Origin of the sequence: Methylobacterium longum, from assembly GCF_022179385.1 — a bacterium.
GTDB lineage: Bacteria > Pseudomonadota > Alphaproteobacteria > Rhizobiales > Beijerinckiaceae > Methylobacterium > Methylobacterium longum.
Map to the genome: position 1 here is coordinate 161653 of NZ_BPQS01000007.1, position 17685 is coordinate 179337.

Annotated in this window: 15 protein-coding genes; 9 read left to right on the top strand and 6 right to left on the bottom strand. The window is 70.4% G+C overall.

From position 1 onward, the window contains the following. Positions 1–288: 288 nt before the first annotated feature. Both MFF58_RS09120 and MFF58_RS09125 read right to left on the bottom strand, forming a co-directional pair. On the bottom strand, positions 289–1233 hold the full coding sequence (locus MFF58_RS09120) for a D-2-hydroxyacid dehydrogenase (RefSeq protein WP_238286774.1): 945 nt from the start codon (positions 1231–1233) through the stop codon (positions 289–291). A gap of 102 nt (positions 1234–1335) precedes the next feature. Beyond that, on the bottom strand, positions 1336–2544 hold the full coding sequence (locus MFF58_RS09125; protein WP_238286775.1) for an aminotransferase class V-fold PLP-dependent enzyme: 1209 nt from the start codon (positions 2542–2544) through the stop codon (positions 1336–1338). A gap of 514 nt (positions 2545–3058) precedes the next feature. On the opposite strand from MFF58_RS09125, the gene MFF58_RS09130 reads away from it, so the two are divergent. From MFF58_RS09130 to rnhB, 3 genes are read left to right on the top strand one after another with little or no spacing between them, the layout of a single operon-like run. After that, entirely contained in the window at positions 3059–3874 is an 816-nt protein-coding gene (locus MFF58_RS09130; protein WP_238286776.1) for a UDP-2,3-diacylglucosamine diphosphatase, read from the top strand. 10 nt (positions 3875–3884) lie between these two features. After that, entirely contained in the window at positions 3885–4931 is a 1047-nt protein-coding gene (locus tag MFF58_RS09135; RefSeq protein ID WP_238286777.1) for a glycosyltransferase family 4 protein, read from the top strand. Between the two features lie 37 nt (positions 4932–4968). Further along, a complete protein-coding gene (gene rnhB, locus MFF58_RS09140) occupies positions 4969–5592 on the top strand; it encodes a ribonuclease HII (RefSeq protein WP_238286778.1) in 624 nt (207 codons plus the stop codon). A gap of 42 nt (positions 5593–5634) precedes the next feature. Here rnhB and MFF58_RS09145 read toward each other — a convergent pair whose 3' ends face one another. Continuing rightward, a complete protein-coding gene (locus MFF58_RS09145; RefSeq protein WP_238286779.1) occupies positions 5635–6750 on the bottom strand; it encodes a PA0069 family radical SAM protein in 1116 nt (371 codons plus the stop codon). 164 nt (positions 6751–6914) lie between these two features. On the opposite strand from MFF58_RS09145, the gene MFF58_RS09150 reads away from it, so the two are divergent. Then, positions 6915–7433 carry a hypothetical protein gene (locus tag MFF58_RS09150; protein WP_238286780.1) on the top strand — a complete coding sequence of 173 codons (519 nt, stop codon included), beginning with the start codon at positions 6915–6917 and terminating at the stop codon, positions 7431–7433. A gap of 135 nt (positions 7434–7568) precedes the next feature. Next, positions 7569–9017: an amino acid permease gene (locus MFF58_RS09155; RefSeq protein WP_238286781.1), complete on the top strand. Its 1449-nt coding sequence runs from the start codon at positions 7569–7571 to the stop codon at positions 9015–9017. A gap of 81 nt (positions 9018–9098) precedes the next feature. Here the strand turns inward: MFF58_RS09155 and moaB are convergent, their stop codons facing one another. Further along, complete coding sequence (gene moaB, locus MFF58_RS09160; protein WP_238286783.1) at positions 9099–9656, bottom strand: molybdenum cofactor biosynthesis protein B; 558 nt, start codon at positions 9654–9656, stop codon at positions 9099–9101. Positions 9657–9799: 143 nt separating this feature from the next. Between moaB and maiA the strand changes: the two genes are divergently transcribed. The 4 genes from maiA (at position 9800) to MFF58_RS09180 (ending at position 12585) form a co-directional block, all read left to right on the top strand. Then, positions 9800–10447, top strand: a complete 648-nt coding sequence (gene maiA, locus MFF58_RS09165; RefSeq protein ID WP_238286785.1) for a maleylacetoacetate isomerase — start codon at positions 9800–9802, stop codon at positions 10445–10447. 130 nt (positions 10448–10577) lie between these two features. Continuing rightward, positions 10578–11909: an NAD(P)/FAD-dependent oxidoreductase gene (locus MFF58_RS09170; protein ID WP_238286786.1), complete on the top strand. Its 1332-nt coding sequence runs from the start codon at positions 10578–10580 to the stop codon at positions 11907–11909. Positions 11910–11965: 56 nt separating this feature from the next. Beyond that, positions 11966–12277, top strand: a complete 312-nt coding sequence (locus tag MFF58_RS09175) for an EthD family reductase (protein ID WP_238286788.1) — start codon at positions 11966–11968, stop codon at positions 12275–12277. Then, a complete protein-coding gene (locus MFF58_RS09180) occupies positions 12274–12585 on the top strand; it encodes a hypothetical protein (protein WP_238286790.1) in 312 nt (103 codons plus the stop codon). The genes MFF58_RS09175 and MFF58_RS09180 overlap by 4 nt, the downstream gene beginning before the upstream one ends. 146 nt (positions 12586–12731) lie before the next feature. Here the strand turns inward: MFF58_RS09180 and MFF58_RS09185 are convergent, their stop codons facing one another. After that, a complete protein-coding gene (locus MFF58_RS09185) occupies positions 12732–16091 on the bottom strand; it encodes a GAF domain-containing hybrid sensor histidine kinase/response regulator (RefSeq protein ID WP_238286791.1) in 3360 nt (1119 codons plus the stop codon). A 58-nt stretch (positions 16092–16149) separates the two neighbouring features. Next, positions 16150–17421: an O-antigen ligase family protein gene (locus MFF58_RS09190; RefSeq protein ID WP_238286792.1), complete on the bottom strand. Its 1272-nt coding sequence runs from the start codon at positions 17419–17421 to the stop codon at positions 16150–16152. Positions 17422–17685: the final 264 nt, after the last annotated feature.

Below are 17685 nucleotides of genomic sequence, written 5' to 3' on the forward strand. Positions count from 1 at the left end.
CGGACCTTTCCGTGGCGCCTGCGTAGCGCCGTCGTGGTGTCTTCCGATCCGTTCCCGATCTTGAGGGAAGCGGAGATATCCAATGCGGGGACCCGATCCGCGCCTCCCCCGCCCTCACCTGCGGGAGAGGGCGGCGCGCGAAGCGGGTCCGGGAGCGGGGAGCCACGGTGCAGAACGGGCACCGGCCTTCACGTCTGCGCGTCCGTCTTCGGAGGCCGGATTCCCCTCGCCCGGCCCCTGCTCACGCAGGGGTCGGCCGCCCTCGCAGAGGGGAGGGCGAATGGCGCTTCAGCTCTCGACCACGTTCTGCGGCTTGCCGGCCACGAAGGCCTCGACGTTGTCGACGAGCTGATCGGCCAGGATCTGCATCGCCTCCTTGCTCGCCCAGGCCACGTGCGGGGTGACGATCAGGTTCGGCAGGTCGGCCTCGCACAGGATGTTGCCGTCCTTGGGCGGCTCCTGGGCCACCACGTCGAAGCCGGCGCCCGCGATGGTGCCGTCCTTGAGCGCCGCGAGCAGGGCCGCCTCGTCCACGAGCCCGCCCCGGGCCGTGTTGATGAGGATGGCGCTCTTCTTCATCTTCTTGAGCTCGGCGGCGCCGATCATCCCCTTTGTGTCGGGGGTCAGCGGCACGTGCAGGGTGATCACGTCGGACTGCGTCAGGATCGTCTCGAAGTCGACGAGCCCGTCCTGCGGGAAGACGTCGAAGGCTAGGACTTTCATGCCCAGCGCCTCGGCGCGCTTGGCGATGGACTTGCCCAGCGCGCCGTAGCCGACGATGCCGAGCGTCGAGCCGGCGATGTCGTAGATCGGATAGTCGAAGTAGCAGAACTGCGTGGACTTCGCCCAGTCGCCGCGCCGCACCGAGTTGGCGTACGGCACGATCGCCCGGCGCAGGGCGAACATCAGCCCGACCACGTGCTCCGGCACGGTGTTGAACGCGTAGTTGCGGATGTTGACGACCGTGATGCCCTGCGCCTTGGCCTGGGCCTTGTCGACCACGTCGGTGCCGGTGGCCGCGACCGCGATCAGCTTCAGGTCGGGGAGCTGCTTCAGGGTCTCGGCCCGCATCGGGACCTTGTTGATCAGCGCGATCTCGGCGCCCTTCAGGCGGGAGACCGTGTCCTCCGGCGTCCAGGTCGAGTCATGCTCGACGTATTCGTGCGGGAAATTGAACGGCCGGACCGTCGCGTCGAGGGACTCGCGATCCAGGAATACGATCTTCTTTGTCATAGATCCCCTCTCGGACGAAGGCGGTTTCCTCGGGATTCTTGTTCTTACTTGTCCGCCGGGGCGGAACCGGCAACCCGGCCCCGTCCCGGCGGCGCGAACGGATCACGCCTTGTGAAGCGGATTCTCGCGCAGGTAGCTGGAGGCGGCGGCGACGCCCGACCCCGGCGTGACCTTCACGCCGCAGTCGATGAGCGCCATCTCGGCACCCGCGATGGCGCCGAGCAGCGACAGCTCGTTCAGGTCGCCGATATGGCCGATCCGGAACACCTTGCCGGCAACCTTGGACAGGCCGCTGCCGAGGGACAGGTTGTAGCGCGCGTAGGCGTGGTTGATGACCTTGACGGCGTCGACGCCCTCCGGAACCAGGATGGCCGTGACCGTGTCGGAGTTCCACTTCGGCTCCTTGGCGCAGGGCTTGAGGCCCCAGGCCGCGACGGCCTGACGGGTCGCCTCGCCGAGCACGTGATGGCGGTGGTAGATGTTCTCCAGCCCCTCCTCCTTCACGATCTCAAGGGCCTCGCGCAGGCCGTAGAGCAGCGGCAGAGCGGGCGTGTAGGGGAAGTAGCCGGTCGCGTTGGTGGTGAGCTGGTCCTTCCAGGCGAAGTAGACGTGCCCGAGCCGGTCGTTGCGTCCGGCGCCGCCCTCGGCGACCTTGAGCGCCTTGGGGCTGATGCAGATCAGGCCGAGGCCGGCCGGCAGCATGAAGCCCTTCTGCGAGCCCGCGATGGCGCAGTCGACCTTCCACTCGTCCATCTTGAACGGCAGCGAGCCGATCGACGAGATGCCGTCGACGAACAGCAGCGCCGGGTGGCCGGCGGCGTCCATCGCCTTGCGCACCGCGCCGATGTCGCTGGTGACGCCGGTGGCGGTCTCATTATGGACGACCATCACGGCCTTGATCTTGTGATCCTTGTCGGCCCGCAGGGCCTCCTCGATCTTCTGGGGATCGGCGCCGGTGCCCCACTCCTCGTCCTGCACGATGACCTCGAGGCCGAGGCGCTGGGCCATGTCGACCCACAGGTGGCTGAACTGGCCGTAGCGGGCGGTCAGCACCGTGTCGCCGCGGCACAGGGTGTTGGAGAGGGCCGACTCCCAGATGCCGGTGCCCGAGGACGGGAACAGGATCACCGTCCCGTTGGTCGAGCCGAACACCATCTTCACGTCCTGGAAGAGGGGCTTCACCAACTCGGGGAAGCTCGGCGAGCGATGGTCCTCGGACGGCACGTGCATCGCGCGCAACACCCGGTCCGGGATGTTGGTGGGGCCCGGGATGAACAGGTGGTTGCGACCGGGGCGACGGGTGGCGGCCATGATGTTTCCTCCGAATAGTCGTCTGTGCGCGGGCTTGGCTCGCGCCGGGTTGTCCAAGCGTCGTCGGGAGTCGGTCGGGCATCGGCGGAAGCGGCTCGCGCCGCGCACCCTCGAACGCCTTCCAGTGCCGTGGATCGGGGGGCGTCACGGAGCGGCAGGCGGCCTCGCGCCGCTCGCGTCGCGGCACGCCCCCGCGCACCGGTCGCCTCCGAATTGCCGTCCCGTTCAACGGCCCCAGGGCCGTCCTCGCCGCCTTCCTGTGTACGCCCGACCCAGCGCATGCCGAGCCGTGAGTTCCTGGTATTATGAGGCGGCGTAGTTCGAAAGGAAAACCGGAAAAACTTCCGGAACTTGGCAAAAAAATTTTTTGTGCAGCGCAGCGATGGCGATCGCCGGTTGAGAACCGTCGCGGCGACGCACGTGTATCCGGACCGGACGCGCAGCGCGCGTCATCAAACTGAGACGTGATCGCGCACAGGCTTCCGGCACCGTACAGCCGCCGGGAGAGGATGCCGTGGCCGAGGTTGAGGAGATGCCGGTCCGCGTGCGGACTCTGTTCCTGTCCTATCTGCATCTCGGCACGCGTGGCTGCCAGGCCGGCCTGCTGCTCTCGTTCCTGAGGGATTACGACGCCGACACAATCTACCTCGTCGGCGACATCGTGGACGGCTGGCAGCTGCGTTCCGGCTGGTACTGGCCGCAGGATCACAACGACGTCGTCCAGAAGCTCCTGCGCAAGGTCCGCAAGGGCGCGCGGATCGTCTACCTGCCCGGCAACCACGACGAGTTCCTGCGCGACTACGTGGGCACGAGCTTCGGCGGCATTGAACTCGCCGAGACCGCGATCCACCAGGCTGCGGACGGGCGCCGCTACCTCGTGATCCACGGCGACCAGTTCGACATGGTGGTGCGCCATTCGCCCTGGCTCGCCCATCTGGGCGACGGCGCCTACACGCTGGCGCTGACCCTCAACACGGTCATCAACCGGGCGCGGCGCCGGCTCGGGCTGTCCTACTGGTCGCTCTCCGCCTGGGCGAAGCTGCGGGTGAAGAACGCCGTCAGCTTCATCGGCCGGTTCGAGACGATCCTGGCCGAGGAAGCCCGCCGCCAGGGCGCCGACGGCGTGATCTGCGGGCATATCCACCACGCGGCCGACCGGTCGATCGGCGACCTGCGCTACCTCAACACCGGCGATTGGGTGGAATCCTGCACCGGGTTGGTGGAGCATTACGACGGTCGCCTCGAGGTGCTGCACTACCCGAGTGTCCTGCGGGCCCGCGCGGCCGAGGCGGAGCCGCAGGCGCTGCCGGGCCGGCGCGCGGTGGCGTGAGGGGGCCGGCGTGAAGCTCCTCATCGCCAGCGACGCGTACCACCCCCAGGTCAACGGCGTGGTGCGATCCCTGGAACAGATGGTCCGCCGCGCGCCCGAGCACGGCTTCGAGACGGCGCTGCTCACGGTGGCGGACTTCCGCTCGCTGCCCCTGCCCGGCTACCCCGAGATCCGCTTGGCGTATGCCGGCCGGGAGCGGGTGGCGGCGCGCTGGAGAGCGGAACGGCCGAGCCACGTCCACATCGCCACCGAGGGCCCGGTGGGTCTGGCCGCCCGGCGCCACTGCCTCGCCCACGGCCTGCCCTTCACCACGAGCTACCACACGCGGTTTCCCGAGTACCTGGCCGCCCGCGCGCCGGTGCCGGAGGCGTGGTCCTATGCCTACCTGCGCCGCTTCCACAGCGCCGCCCGGGGCACGATGGTCAGCACGGCCTCGCTCCAGGACGAACTCTCCGCCCGAGGCTTCCCCCGGCTGATGCGCTGGACCCGCGGGGTCGACACTGGCCGGTTCCGGCCCGCCGATCCCGGGGCTCCGGTGCCGGCGGAGCTCGCCGCTCTGCCGCGGCCGCTCTTCCTGTATGTCGGGCGGCTGGCGGTGGAGAAGAACGTCGCGGCCTTCCTCAGCCTCGACCTGCCCGGCACGAAGGTCATGGTCGGTGACGGACCGGACCGGGCACGGCTGCAGGCCCTCGCGCCCGGAGCCCGGTTCCTCGGCACCCGCACCGGACCCGCCCTCTCGGCCCTCTACGCCGCCTGCGACGTCTTCGTGTTCCCGAGCCTCACCGACACGTTCGGCATCGTGCTCCTGGAGGCCCTGGCCAGCGGCCTGCCGGTGGCGGCCTTCCCGGTGCCCGGGCCCAACGACGTGGTCGGCGGCACCCGGGTGGGCTGCCTCGATCGCGACCTGCGGGCCGCGGCGCTGGCCGCCCTCGCCCTGTCGCGGACCGAGTGCCGCGCCGAAGCCCTGCGCTGCGGCTGGGACGTGAGCGCGCGGCAGTTCTTCGGCAACATCATCGCGGCGCATCGCGGCGAGCGGGAAGACCGGGACGCGGCCTGACCGGTGACGGCGCCCGCGCGGGGTGGCAGGAGGGAGTATGCCGCCCGTCCGGAAGCCAGCCGCCACGACCCTGCCGTTCGACCCGGCTCGCGCGACCGATTACCCCGCGGTGATCGGCTGCGACGAGGTCGGCCGCGGCGCGCTCTGCGGGCCGGTGGTGGTGGCCGCGGTCTGGTTCGACCCCGCGGCGATCCCGCCGGACCTGCTCGGCACCCTCGACGACAGCAAGCGGGTGCCCGAGCCGGTCCGCATGCGGCTGGCACCACTGATCCGCGCCCATGGGCGCGTCGCCGTGGCGGCGGGATCCCGGGCGCTGATCGACCGGATCAACATCCGCGCCGCGACGCTGGACGCCATGGGGCGCGCGGTCGCCCGCCTGGGGATCACGGCCCCGGTGCTGGTGGATGGGCGGGATGCCCTGCCCGGCCTGTCGGGCCGCGCGGTGGTCGGGGGCGACCGGCTGGTGCCGCAGATCGCCGCCGCCTCGATCGTCGCCAAGGTGTTTCGCGACGACCTGATGCGGTGCTTGGCTGCGCGTCATCCCGGCTACGGCTGGGAGCGCAATGTCGGCTACGGGACGGCGGTTCACCGGGCCGGCCTGATGAAGCTGGGCCGCAGCCCGCATCACCGGCTCAGCTTCACCCGGGGGTTCGGGCCTTAGAGCCCGCCCCGAACGACTCGCGGGGGACCTGGAGCCGGCGGATCAGAGCAGCGTCAGCTGCGCCCCCGGCCTGCGGAACGCAGTCCGGTCCAGCTCCATCCGCCCGAAGGCGAAGCCGAGGCGGGTGCCGGCGAGCCTGACCCGCTGGCCGATCATCGCCGCGTAGGGGCCCTCCCCGCGGAAGCGGTGACCGAAGCGGGGATCGTTCTCGCGGCCGCCGCGCGCCTGCGTCAGGAGCCCGAAGGCACGGTCCTTCCGCTCGGGATAATGCTCGGAGAACCAGTCGGCCATGAGGTCGGCGACCTCGCCCGGCAGCCGCAGCAGCGCGTGACCGATCCGGCCCGCGCCGCTCTCCCGGGCGCGGCTCAGGATCGTCTCGATCTCGTGGTCGGTCAGACCCGGGATGATCGGCGAGATGTTGACCATCACGGGCACGCCCGCCTCGCTGAGGCGACGCATCGCGGCGAGCCGCTTCTCCGGCCGCGGCGCGCGGGGATCGAGTCGCCGGGCAAGGTCCGGATCCAGGGTCGGAAGCGAGAGCGCGACGAGCACGAGGTTCCGCGCGGCCATCTCGGCGAGGATGTCGAGGTCGCGCAGCACGAGGTCGGACTTGGTGGTGATCCCGACGGGATGGCGCGCCTCCCGCAGCACCTCGAGCACGCCGCGGGTGATGCGATGCTCGCGCTCGGCCGGCTGATAGGGGTCGGTGGCGGTGCCGAGGGCGATCGTCTCCGCACGATAGCTCGGCGCCGCGAGTTCGCGGGCGAGGAGCCGGGGCGCGTCGGGCTTGGCGACGATCCGCGACTCGAAATCGAGCCCCGGCGACAGGCCGAGCCACGCATGGGTCGGGCGGGCATAGCAGTAGATGCAGCCGTGCTCGCAGCCGCGATAGGGGTTGATCGAGCGGTCGAACGGGATGTCCGGCGAGGTGTTGCGGGCGATGATCCGGGCGGATCGTTCCGGGGTGACCTGCGTGCGCAAGGCGAGCGGTTCATCGGATTCCCAGGTGGAATCGTGGAACGCCTCCCGCTCGGCCGCCTCGAAGCGGCCGGCCGGGTTGGCGGTCGCCCCGCGTCCGCGCCGCGCGCCCGCCGGTGGTGTACTGGTGCCGAGCCGCGCCGAGGCGTCGGGTCTCGATCCGTCCCCTGGCCGCACCATGACGAGTCGCTCCTGTCCCCCGACGGGAACATAGAGCGAACGCAGAGCGCATGCGACGCTCTTTTTTGAGGCAATCCACGTCTGAGCGCGCTCCTCGGTCACACCAGCGCCTTCCGGAGACGGATCAACGGTTTACGGCCGCGCAAAATCGTCTATGCGCGCTCATGCTCTCCGCGGTGACCTATCTGGCCGACCCGGCCGATCCGGACGCGATCGATCGTCTGGCCGACACGCTCAGCGTGCTCGTCTCCGGCGTGGCCGGCGGCCTGATCGGCGACGCCGTGATCGTGACGGGCCGGGAGAGCGAGGCGGTCACGGCCGTGGCGGAGGCCACCGGCGCCACCCTCGTCCTTCATCGGGACGGCAATCCCTACGCGGCGGGTGCGGCCGCGGCCCGCCGGGACTGGGTCCTCTGCCTGGAAGCTGGCGACGTCCTCGGCGAGGGCTGGATCCGCACCCTCGACCGCTTCGTCGGGACCGCCCGCCCGGAGATCGGCCTCGGACGCCTGCACCGACCGGCCGCCGGCTGGCGCCGCCGCCTCGTCGGTGGGATCGAGGTCCTGGCCGGTGCCCGGCAGGCCCGGGCTGGAGACGTCGTGCGGCGGGCGGCGCTGCGGGCCGGGAACGCCTTCGCGCCTCGCCTCAGGATCAGGCCGCTGATCGCGCGGATCGACCGGGCCTGATCGGCAGAATCTATCCGTGTCGCTCGTTGTTGTCGGACATTCCTCCTCTACAACACCCCGTTCAGGGAGGAAGATTTGCCGTCTTCTCGCCTGCGAGCGGACGCTGACCTGATCCCAGCCTGGAAGGATTGCCCAATGGATTCGTCAGGCCTGATGGGTCGGAAGTCGGTCGACGACATCCTTGAGAGCGGCGAGGGCGAGCAGCAGCTCTCGAAAACGTTGGGCGCCCTCTCGATCACCGCCATGGGGGTCGGCGCGATCATCGGCGCCGGCATCTTCGTCCTCACCGGCACGGCGGCGGCGCAATATGCCGGGCCGGGGATCATGCTGTCCTTCGTGCTCGGCGGCATCGCCTGCGCCTTCGTGGGCCTGTGCTACTCCGAGATGGCGGCGCTGATCCCGGTGGCGGGATCGAGCTACACCTACACCTACGCGACCCTCGGTGAGTTCTTCGCGTGGCTGATCGGCTGGGACCTGATCCTCGAATACGCCATGGGCGCGGCCACGGTGGCGGTGGGCTGGTCCGGCTACGTCACCAGCATCCTGAAGGACGTCGGGATCGTGATCCCGGCTCAGTTCGCCCACGCGCCCGGCACGCCGATCGACGGTGGGGGCACCGCCCTGTTCAACCTGCCGGCGGTGCTGATCGTGGCCCTGATCACGATGCTGCTGATGCGCGGCACCAAGGAATCGGCGCGCTTCAACAACATCATGGTGGCGGTGAAGCTCACCGTGGTGGTGGCCTTCATCGCGCTGGGCTGGGGCCATGTCGACTCGGCGAACTGGCACCCGCTGATCCCCGACAACCACGGAACGTTCGGAGAATTCGGCTACAGCGGCATCCTGCGCGGCGCCGGCGTGGTGTTCTTCGCCTTCATCGGCTTCGACGCGGTCTCGACCGCGGCCCAGGAAGCGCGCCGCCCCCAGAAGGACATGCCGATCGGCATCCTGGGCTCGCTCGCCGTCTGCACGATCCTGTACGTGCTGGTGGCCGCCGTTCTCACCGGCCTCGTCCCCTACAAGGACCTGAACGTGCCCGATCCGATCGCCAAGGGCGTCGACGCGATCGGCATCGGCTGGTTCTCGATCGCGATCAAGCTCGGCGCGCTCACCGGCCTGACGACGGTGATCCTCGTGCTGCTCTACGGACAGAGCCGGATCTTCTTCACCATGGCGAGTGACGGCCTGCTGCCGAAGATGTTCTCGCAGGTCCACCCGACCTACCAGACGCCCTACCGCAGCCAAGCGCTCATCGGGGCGCTGGTCGCCCTCGTGGCGGCCCTGGTGCCGATCAACATCCTGGGCGAGATGGTCAGCATCGGGACCCTGGCCGCCTTCATCCTGGTCTGCGGCTCGGTGATCTACCTGCGCCGCACCGACCGTCACATGAAGCGCCCGTTCCGCGTCCCCGCCGTGCCGGTGGTGCCGATTCTCGGCATTCTGCTCTGCCTGCTGCTGATGATCGGCCTGCCCCTCGATACGTGGCTGCGGCTGGTGATCTGGATGGCGGTCGGGCTGGCCGTGTACTTCTTCTACGGCCGCAAGCACTCGGTGCTGCGCCGCAAGGAGGGGAATGCGGCGTAGCGCCGTTCGATGCGCGAAGTCCCCGGCCGTATCGGGTGCGGCTCTACCGCGACGATCTGGGAGTGACGGCGTCGCGATCCTTCACACCGACACGCTCGCCCCGCGCCGCAGGTGCTCGTCGAGCCGCGGCATGATCTCCACGAAGTTGCAGGGCCGGTGCCTGTAGTCGAGTTGCTGGGCCAGGATGCCGTCCCAGGCGTCCCGGCAGGCCCCGGGGGAGCCCGGCAGCACGAACACGTAGGTCGCCCGCGCCACCCCCGCGGTGGCGCGGGATTGCAGCGTCGAGGTGCCGATCTTGTCGTACGAGATCCGATGGAAGACGGCCGAGAACCCGTCCATGCGCTTCTCGAACAGCGGCTCCAGTGCCTCCGGCGTCACGTCACGGCCGGTGAAGCCCGTGCCGCCGGTGGTGATCACGACATCGACGTCCGGGTCACGCAGCCACGCATCCACCTGACCGCGGATCGCCGGGATCTCGTCCGGCACGATCGCCCGGCCCGAGAGACGGTGCCCCGCCTCGATGAGGCGCTGGCTCAGCGTGTCCCCCGAACGGTCGTCCTCCGGGCGGCGGGTATCCGACACGGTGAGGACCGCGATGTTGAGGGGAATGAAGCTGCGCGGGGCGGTCTGGTCGGCCATCGTTCGGGGTCTCCGGGTCACGGCCTCGATATGGGCCGGCCGGTTCCGGTTGTCGCCCCCACGGGCGCCTCCGAGGCCCCGCCCCTTGCGGCGCGACGCAAACTCGGCTGTGCTCCCCCGACCTCGCCGGAGACCCTTCCCCCATGCACATGTACGGCAACTGGCGCTCGGCCGCGGCCTTCCGGGTGCGGATCGCCTTGAAGCTGAAGGGCATCGCCTTCGAGGAGACCTTCATCGACCTCGACGCGGGCGACCAGCACGAGCCGGAGTTTCGCAAGATCAATCCGCAGGGCGCGGTGCCGGCGCTGTTCGACGGCGACGGGCCGCCGCTCACCCAATCGCTCGCCATCCTCGACTATCTGGAAGAGACGAGGGGCGGCGTGCGTCTCCTGCCCGAGGAGCCCCGGGCCCGGGCGCGGGCGCGTTCCCTGGCGCAGGTGGTCGCCTGCGACACCCATCCCCTCTACGTCCCCCGGGTGCGCACCTTCCTGATGGAGCAGTACGGCCTGCCCCGGGAGCGGATGCTGGACTTCCTGCGCAACGCCTTCGAGACCGGGCTCAAGACCCTGGAGACGCGGCTCGGCACGGAACCGGGGACCGGCCGGTTCTGCCAGGGGGATGCGGTGAGCCACGCCGACCTCTGCCTTGTCAGCCTCTGGGTCGGCACCGGCATCTTCGGAATCGATACGGCACCCTACCCCCATGTGGCGCGGATCGCCGAAGCCTGCCTCGCCCTGCCCGAGGTCGCCGAGGCACACCCGTTGCGTCAGCCCGGCGCCCCGGGCGTCTGATCGCTTTGTCGCGCCGGGCCCGCGCCTTCTGGTAGCGGGTGCCCCCGGCAGGCAGATGTGGCAATCGGACACCCGGTGTGTGTAAGCAGGCCGGCGTTTCAATCCCGGTTCGGGGGCAGAAAGAGTGTCGATGGTACCCGTCGAGAACGAGTCCGGCCTGCATCGCGTCGTCGTGGTCGGTGGCGGCGCCGCCGGGCTCCAGTTGGTGACGAAGCTCGGAGACAAGCTCGGCCGCGGTAAGCGTGCGCACGTCACGCTGGTCGACCGCGCGCGCACCCACATCTGGAAGCCCCTGCTCCACGAGGTCGCGGCCGGCAGCCTCGACGTCGGCCATCACGCGGTGGATTACCTGCACCACGCCCACACCCACGGCTTCCGCTACCGGATCGGGCGGATGACCGGACTCGACCGGGAGGGGCGCACCATCCAGCTCGCGGCGAGCCACGACGCCGAGGGGCGCGAGGTCACGCCCGAGCGCTCCGTCCCCTACGACACCCTGGTGATGGCGGTGGGCTCCACAACCAACGATTTCGGCACGCCGGGCGTCGCCGAGCACGCCATCGCCCTCGATACCCAGGACCAGGCGGTGCGCTTCCACCAGCGCCTCGTGAACGCCTCCCTGCGGGCCCATACCCAGGACGGACCGGTCCGGCCTGGCCAGCTTCACGTCACGGTGATCGGTGCCGGCGCCACCGGCACCGAGCTCGCCGCCGAATTGCACCGGACCCTGCGCCACGTCGTCTCCACCGGCCTCGACAGGATCGACCCGGGCAAGGATATCCGCATCACCCTCGTGGAAGCGGCCGACCGGATCCTGCCGGCGGTGCCGCAGCGCCTCTCGTCCGAGGTGATGCAGCTCCTCAACAAGATCGGCGTCGACGTGCGCGTGAAGGCACGGGTGACCGAGGTCCGCGCCGACGGCGTCCAGCTCGCTGACGGCACATTCGTCCCGTCGGAGCTGGTCGTCTGGGCGGCCGGCGTGAAGGCGCCGCCGTTCCTGCAGGGCATCGGCGGTCTGGAGACCACCCGGACCAACCAGCTCGTGGTCACCCCGACCCTGCAGACCACCCGCGACCCCGACATCTTCGCGCTCGGCGACTGCGCCTACTTGGTCGAGGCGGGATCCGACACCCCGGTGCCGCCGCGCGCCCAGGCCGCCCACCAGCAGGCCAGCCATCTCATCGGCCAGATCCAGGCCAAGATCGACGGCAAGCCGCTGAAAGCCTTCAAGTACAAGGATTTCGGTTCGCTGGTGTCGCTCGGCGAGTACTCGACCGTGGGCAGCCTGATGGGCTTCGTGCGCGGCAAGAACATGCTGATCGCCGGCCTGTTCGCCCGGATGATGTACCGCTCGCTCTACAAGATGCACGAGCAGGCGCTGCACGGGACCGCCAAGACGGCGCTCGACACCCTGGCGCGCGCGCTCACCCGCCGCACCGAGCCGCGGGTGAAGCTGCACTAGCTCTCACGGCGCGCTGCGATCGCGGGCGCCCGGGCGACCCACATGAAGGAGATCACATGATCCTGGTAAGCGTGATGTACCCCGCCGGCCCGAGCTTCGACATGGGCTACTATCTCGGCCACCACATGCCGCTGGTGCGGGAGCGCTGGTCCTCGCTGGGCCTGCACGACGCGAAGGTGATCAAGGGCACCGGCACCCCGGACGGCGGAGCCGCTCCGTTCCAGGTGATGGCGCTGCTGACCTTCGAATCGGTGGACGCCTTCAAGAAGGCCGTGGCCGCCCACGGCGAGGAGATCTTCGCCGACATCCCGAACTTCACCCAGGCGCAGGCCCAGGTGCAGATCAACGACTTCGCGGAAAACCCGTGATCGACATCGTCAAAGCCGTGCAGGAGGCGGATCTCAGCCTGGGCAGCTACGTCATCGTGCTGCGGGGTGATTCCCGCGCCCTCGACGGTCCGGAGCGGCTCACGCCGGACGCACAGGCCTGGATTGCGCAGAACGCTCCTGGCGGCCGCGTCGCCCGCGTGCGGATCCAGCTCGCCCCCTATCCGGGGGCGGTGCCGGCCGAGCGCGAGGTGACTGTGGCGGCCTTCGCGGACGCCCGGGAACTCGCCGCCTTCGCCACGACCTGGACGGTGGATCCGCTACCGGAGGATTCCGAGGAACCGGTCTGATCGGGCTGCTCCGTTCGTCCCCGCTCTCCTAAAGGGCGGCGCCCCCCTTGAGGGCGTCCTCCGCCTCGCTTCGGCGCCGCGGGGGGATCGAAGCACCGGAACCCGGCGCACGCGCCGGGTTCCGGACCATCCCGTCGAGGCGCCGCTCAGGCCGCCCGTAACTGCCGGATCGCCCGCAGGGCCGTCGCCCGTTGCACCTCCAGGCGCCGGATCAGCGGCATCAGGTCGGCGCCTGCATGGGCGGCGGCCTCGACCTCCCGGCACAGGCTCGACAGCCCGACGAAGCCGAGGAGCCCGGCGGCCGCCACCAGGGCGTGGGCGTCGTGGGCGATCTGAAGCCGGTCGGTCTCCGTCGGACGGAACCGCTCCGACAGCTCGTTGGCCAGGAGATCGAGGAGTGCGGCCACCCGGTCCGCGCCGAAGCTCGCCCTCATCTCGGTAAGCACGGCGGCGTCGAGGACGGCGGAATCAACCTCCGGGACGCGGCAGGCTTCCTCCGCTCGCGTCGGACGACGTGCCCCGGGGGCGGTCCAGCGGCTGATCGTGGCGAACAGGTCGGCCCGGCGGAACGGCTTGCCGACATGATCGTCCATCCCGGCCTCGCGCAGCTCCTCGATCTGCGCCGGGAGGACGTTGGCGGTCATGGCGACGATCGGGATGTCGCAGGCCGGGGGCGCCAGGGCGCGGATGCGGCGGGTGGCCGTCAGGCCGTCGACGCGGGGCATCTGCACGTCCATCAGCACGAGGTCGTAGGCGCGGCCCGAAGCCACGGATGTTCCGACCGCCGTGATCGCCTCGGCGCCGTCGCCCGCCACGTCCACCGCGTAGCCCTGCGATTCCAGCACCGCGCAGGCGAGTTCCTGGTTGAGCGGCACATCCTCCACGAGCAGCAAGCGGAGTCGCGGCGCGGGAGCGGGCTCAGGACCGGACGCCGGCGCCGGCGACCGCAGCGGCGCCGTGCCGGTCTCCTCCACCGGGGCGCCGTGCGTGCCGACGGTCTCGGCGCTCCGCGGGAGGACGAGGCGGAACCAGAAGGTTGATCCCTCGCCCTCGCGGCTCTCCACGCCGATCTCGCCGCCCATCAGGGTCACGAGGTGCCGCGATATGGCCAGCCCGAGCCCGGTACCGCCGAAGCGCCGGCTGATGGAGCCGTCCACTTGGCTGAAGCGCTTGAACAGGCGGTCCTGCTGCGTCGGCGCGATGCCGATGCCGGTATCGGTCACGGCGAAGCGCACGATGTCACCCGGGTTGCCGTCGGGGGCGATGCCCTGGCCCTCCCGCTCCACGATCACCGTGACGGAGCCCTCGGAGGTGAACTTCACGGCGTTGTTCAGCAGGTTGAGCAGGACCTGCCGCAACCGGCTGGCATCGCCGACCACGAAGTTCGGGAGCGCCGGATCGATCCGGGCCCCGATGGTGAGGCCGCTCCGGAGTGCGCTCCCCCGGACGATCGACACCGTGGCGTCCACCGTGGAGACCAGCGGAAACGACACCGGATCGAGGACCAGTTCGCCGGCCTCGATCTTCGAGAAATCGAGGATGTCGTTGACGACGGTGAGCAGGGCCGCCCCGGAGCTCTGGATCAGTTCCAGGCGTCGCCGATCCTCGTTCTGGATCGCGCCCTCCTCGAGGAGCAGGTCGGCGTAGCCCAGGATGCCGTTCAAGGGCGTGCGGATCTCGTGACTCATCGCGGCCAGGAACTCGCTCTTGGCCTCGCTCGCCCGCTCCGCCTCGGCGCGGGCCGCCTCCGCGTCGAAGGTGGCGGCCCGCAGAGCCGCTTCGGCCGACTTGCGCTCGGTGATGTCGAGGTGGAGGCCGACCATGCTCTGCGGCTGACCCTCGGCGCCGGAGAGCGTGCGGCCGCGAGCGTACAGCCAGCGGCCGCCCACGCGGAACTCCGCCGTGTAGGGCGTGGAGGTCTCGACCGCGCGCCGGATCTCGTTCCAGACGTCCGAGACGTCGTCGGGATGCAGGAGTGCCGTCCACTCGGCGGCGGTGACGGCGCGGGGTGCGTCGGATTCCGGCAACCCGTGCATGCGCGCGCTCTCCGGGCTGAGCGTGGCGAGTCCGGTGCGCATGTCCCAATCCCAGGTGCCGGCCTCCGCGGCGTCCAGGGCGATCCCCAACAATCCGCGGGCTTCCTCGACGGCGAGGCGCGCGGTCACGATGTCGTCCACGTCGAGGGCGGTGCCGAGCCACTCCGCCACGGCGCCGTCCGCGGCATCGAGGCGGATCGGAATCAGCGAGATCTTGTGCCACCGGAAGACGCCGTCGTGGCGCCGGATCCGCCACTGGCCGCTGAAGCCCGTGCCGGTCTCGACCGCGCGGTTCCAGGCCGCCTCCATGGCGGCGGCATCCTCCGGATGGTTGCGGGCGAGGCGTTCGGCCCGCTCCGGTCCGAGCGCCCCGTAATAGGCGTGGAACTGCGCGTTGGCGTAGGTCGCCCGCCCGTCGCCGACCCGCATGGTCCAGACCAGGAGCGGCAGCGTCTCGGCCAGGCCCCGGTAGCGCAGCTCGCTCCGGCGCACCTCGTCCTCGGCGCGCCGCCGCTCGGTGACGTCGATGAGCACGCCGACGAGGCCGGCCGCCGCGCCCTCCCCCCGGCACAGGCCCCGGACGACCACGTCGCGGATGGCGCCGTCGGGCCGCAGGAGCCGCGCCTCGAAGTCGAAGCTGGCGCGGCGGGCGACGGCATCGGCGACGATCGCTTCCAGGCGGGCCCGGTCGTCGGGATGGTAGATCAGCGCGAAATCCGCGAGGCAGGGCGGCGGCGACCGCGGGTCGCGGCCCGCGATGGCGTAGAGGCTGGCCGACCACACCGGCTGGCCGTCGGAGAGCTCCACGCGCCAGTTGCCGATATGAGCGAGCTGCTCGGCCATGGTCAGCTGGTGGTTGGCCGCCTCCTGGGCCTTCGCGCGGGCGTTGATCTCGCGGTGCTGCTCGCGGATCAGGGCCTCGCGGATCGTCGCCTGTGCGATCTCGCGATCCCGGCGCGCGTTGGCCTCGGTGAGCCGAAGGTGGGCAAGGACGACCTCGGCGAGATCGCGGAAGGCGGCCACTTCGGCCTCCGAGAGCCCGGCGCGGGGCTCCGGATCGATCAGGCAGAAGGTGCCGATCCGCAGCCCGGGCCGCAGGCTGAGCGGCAGGCCCGCGTAGAAGCGGAAGCCGTTCTCGGCGGTGACCCCCGGCAGGCCGCGGAAGCGCGGGTCGGTCCGGGCGTCGGAGACGACCAGAAGGGCGTCGCTGCGGATGGTGTGATGGCAGATGCCGTTCTCGCGCGGGATCGCCCCCGGCACGTCGATGCAGGGGGTCTTGGGCCACAGCTCGGTGTCGTCGATGAAAGCGACCAGGGCGCTGCGCACGCCGAACAAGCGGCGGGCGGTGCGGCAGACCGCGTCGAAATGCGGCTCGGGCGCCGTCCCGAGGATGCCCACGGCGTTGAGAGCGGCGAGCCGGTCCCCCTCCCTATCCGGCTGTCTCGTCACGATCCGTCTCCGGGTGGGCATGCGCCGAGCGGTGTTCGCCTCCGCGGCGGGGGAGCGATGGCGCGGCTGGGCCCGGGTTTCAAGCGTCACCGACCTGCGGCGGCGGCGCGCGCAGCCGCGCCGCCTCCAGAGCCCAGACCATGCCGAGCATCATGTAGACGTGACGCCACTTCTCGATGTCGATCTGGAAGGCCTGCAGGAAGAACATCAGCAGCGCCGGCCACACGATCTGCGCGTGCGCCCGGACCGGCGACGGTCGCGCCAGCAGCCGGAAGCCGACGACGCCCGTGGTCAGCACGAGGCCGATGAACACCGCGCCGCCGAGCCAGCCGCCGTTGGCGAAGGAGCCGATGTAGGAATTGTGCGGCTCCAGCCCAAAGACCAGGCGCCAGTGCATCGGCCCCATCCCGAACGGGCGCTCCAGCAGCATCGCGAGGCCGCGCAGCTGATTGCCGAAGCGGCCGGTCTCGCCCTGGTCGTAGTCCTGCGCCAGGGACGCACGGATCTCGAACATCTTGCGCACGTGGTCGACCGAGAGCAGGGCGATCACCGCGACCGTGCCGAGCACGAGGGTCGCGACGGTCAGGAGCACGATCCGGCGGCGCAGGCGCAGCGAGGTGCTGCCCGCGTAGACCGACCCCACCATCAGCAGCACCGCGACGACGCTCCCCGCCCAGGAGCCCCGCGAGAACGACAGGAAGATGCCCGCCACGATGATCAGCAGGCCGACGAGCGCCGCCAGGGGCCGCCGCGCGGTGCCGGTGAGCAGGCCGTGCATCAGGTAGAGGGCGCCGAGCGTCAGGAACGAGCCGAACACGTTCGGATCCTGGAAGGTGCCGGAGGCCCGGTCGTACTTGTAGAAGAGGTCCTCGATCCCGAGCCACTGCAGGTAGCCGACGATGCCGAGCGCGGCCGAGAACACGCAGCTCGCCGTGTAGGCCTTCAGCGCCAGTTCCATCCGGGCGTGCGTGTCGTCCGCGAAGAACATGGCGAAGAAGATGCAGGTGACCGCGAGGTAGATCAGCTGGACCGTCCAGGTGACCGGGAAGTCCTCGTTCAGGTACGGGAGCAGCCCCATGACGATCGCCGCCAGGTAGACGAGCAGGAGCGCGAGCAGCGGCACCATCCCGCGGTGCAGCCGCACTCCGAGGCAGAGCCACAGCAGGATCGTCGGCAGCGCCACCGCGTCGTAGGGCGACGTCTCGGAGAACGCGAAGCAGGCGAAGAAGATAAAGGCCGCGAACAGCACCTTCGCCAGGCCCTGGACGGCCGCGAGGAGCGGGATGCCGCGCGGGATTCCATCCGTCAGCCCGGAGGGAACCGGGATTCCGGGCGCTGCGGTATGGGCCATGATACGCGGGCTCCGCAGGCCGGAGACGCGGGCCCGCAGCCGCTAGACTGACCGGGAATGGTTGAGAATCGACTTCGGGGGCGAACCGGGAGCCTCTTCGATTGCGACGTTAGCATCCCCGAGCCCTCACGCGTCGCCCTCCCCCGCGTGCGCGGGTGACCCGATGGGCGCCCTCGGCGCCAGCAGGGGTCGGGAGACGGGAACCCGGGTCCAGGCAGAAGCGGAGCCTTCAACGCAGGGCAGAGCCCTGTCCTGCACCGTGGC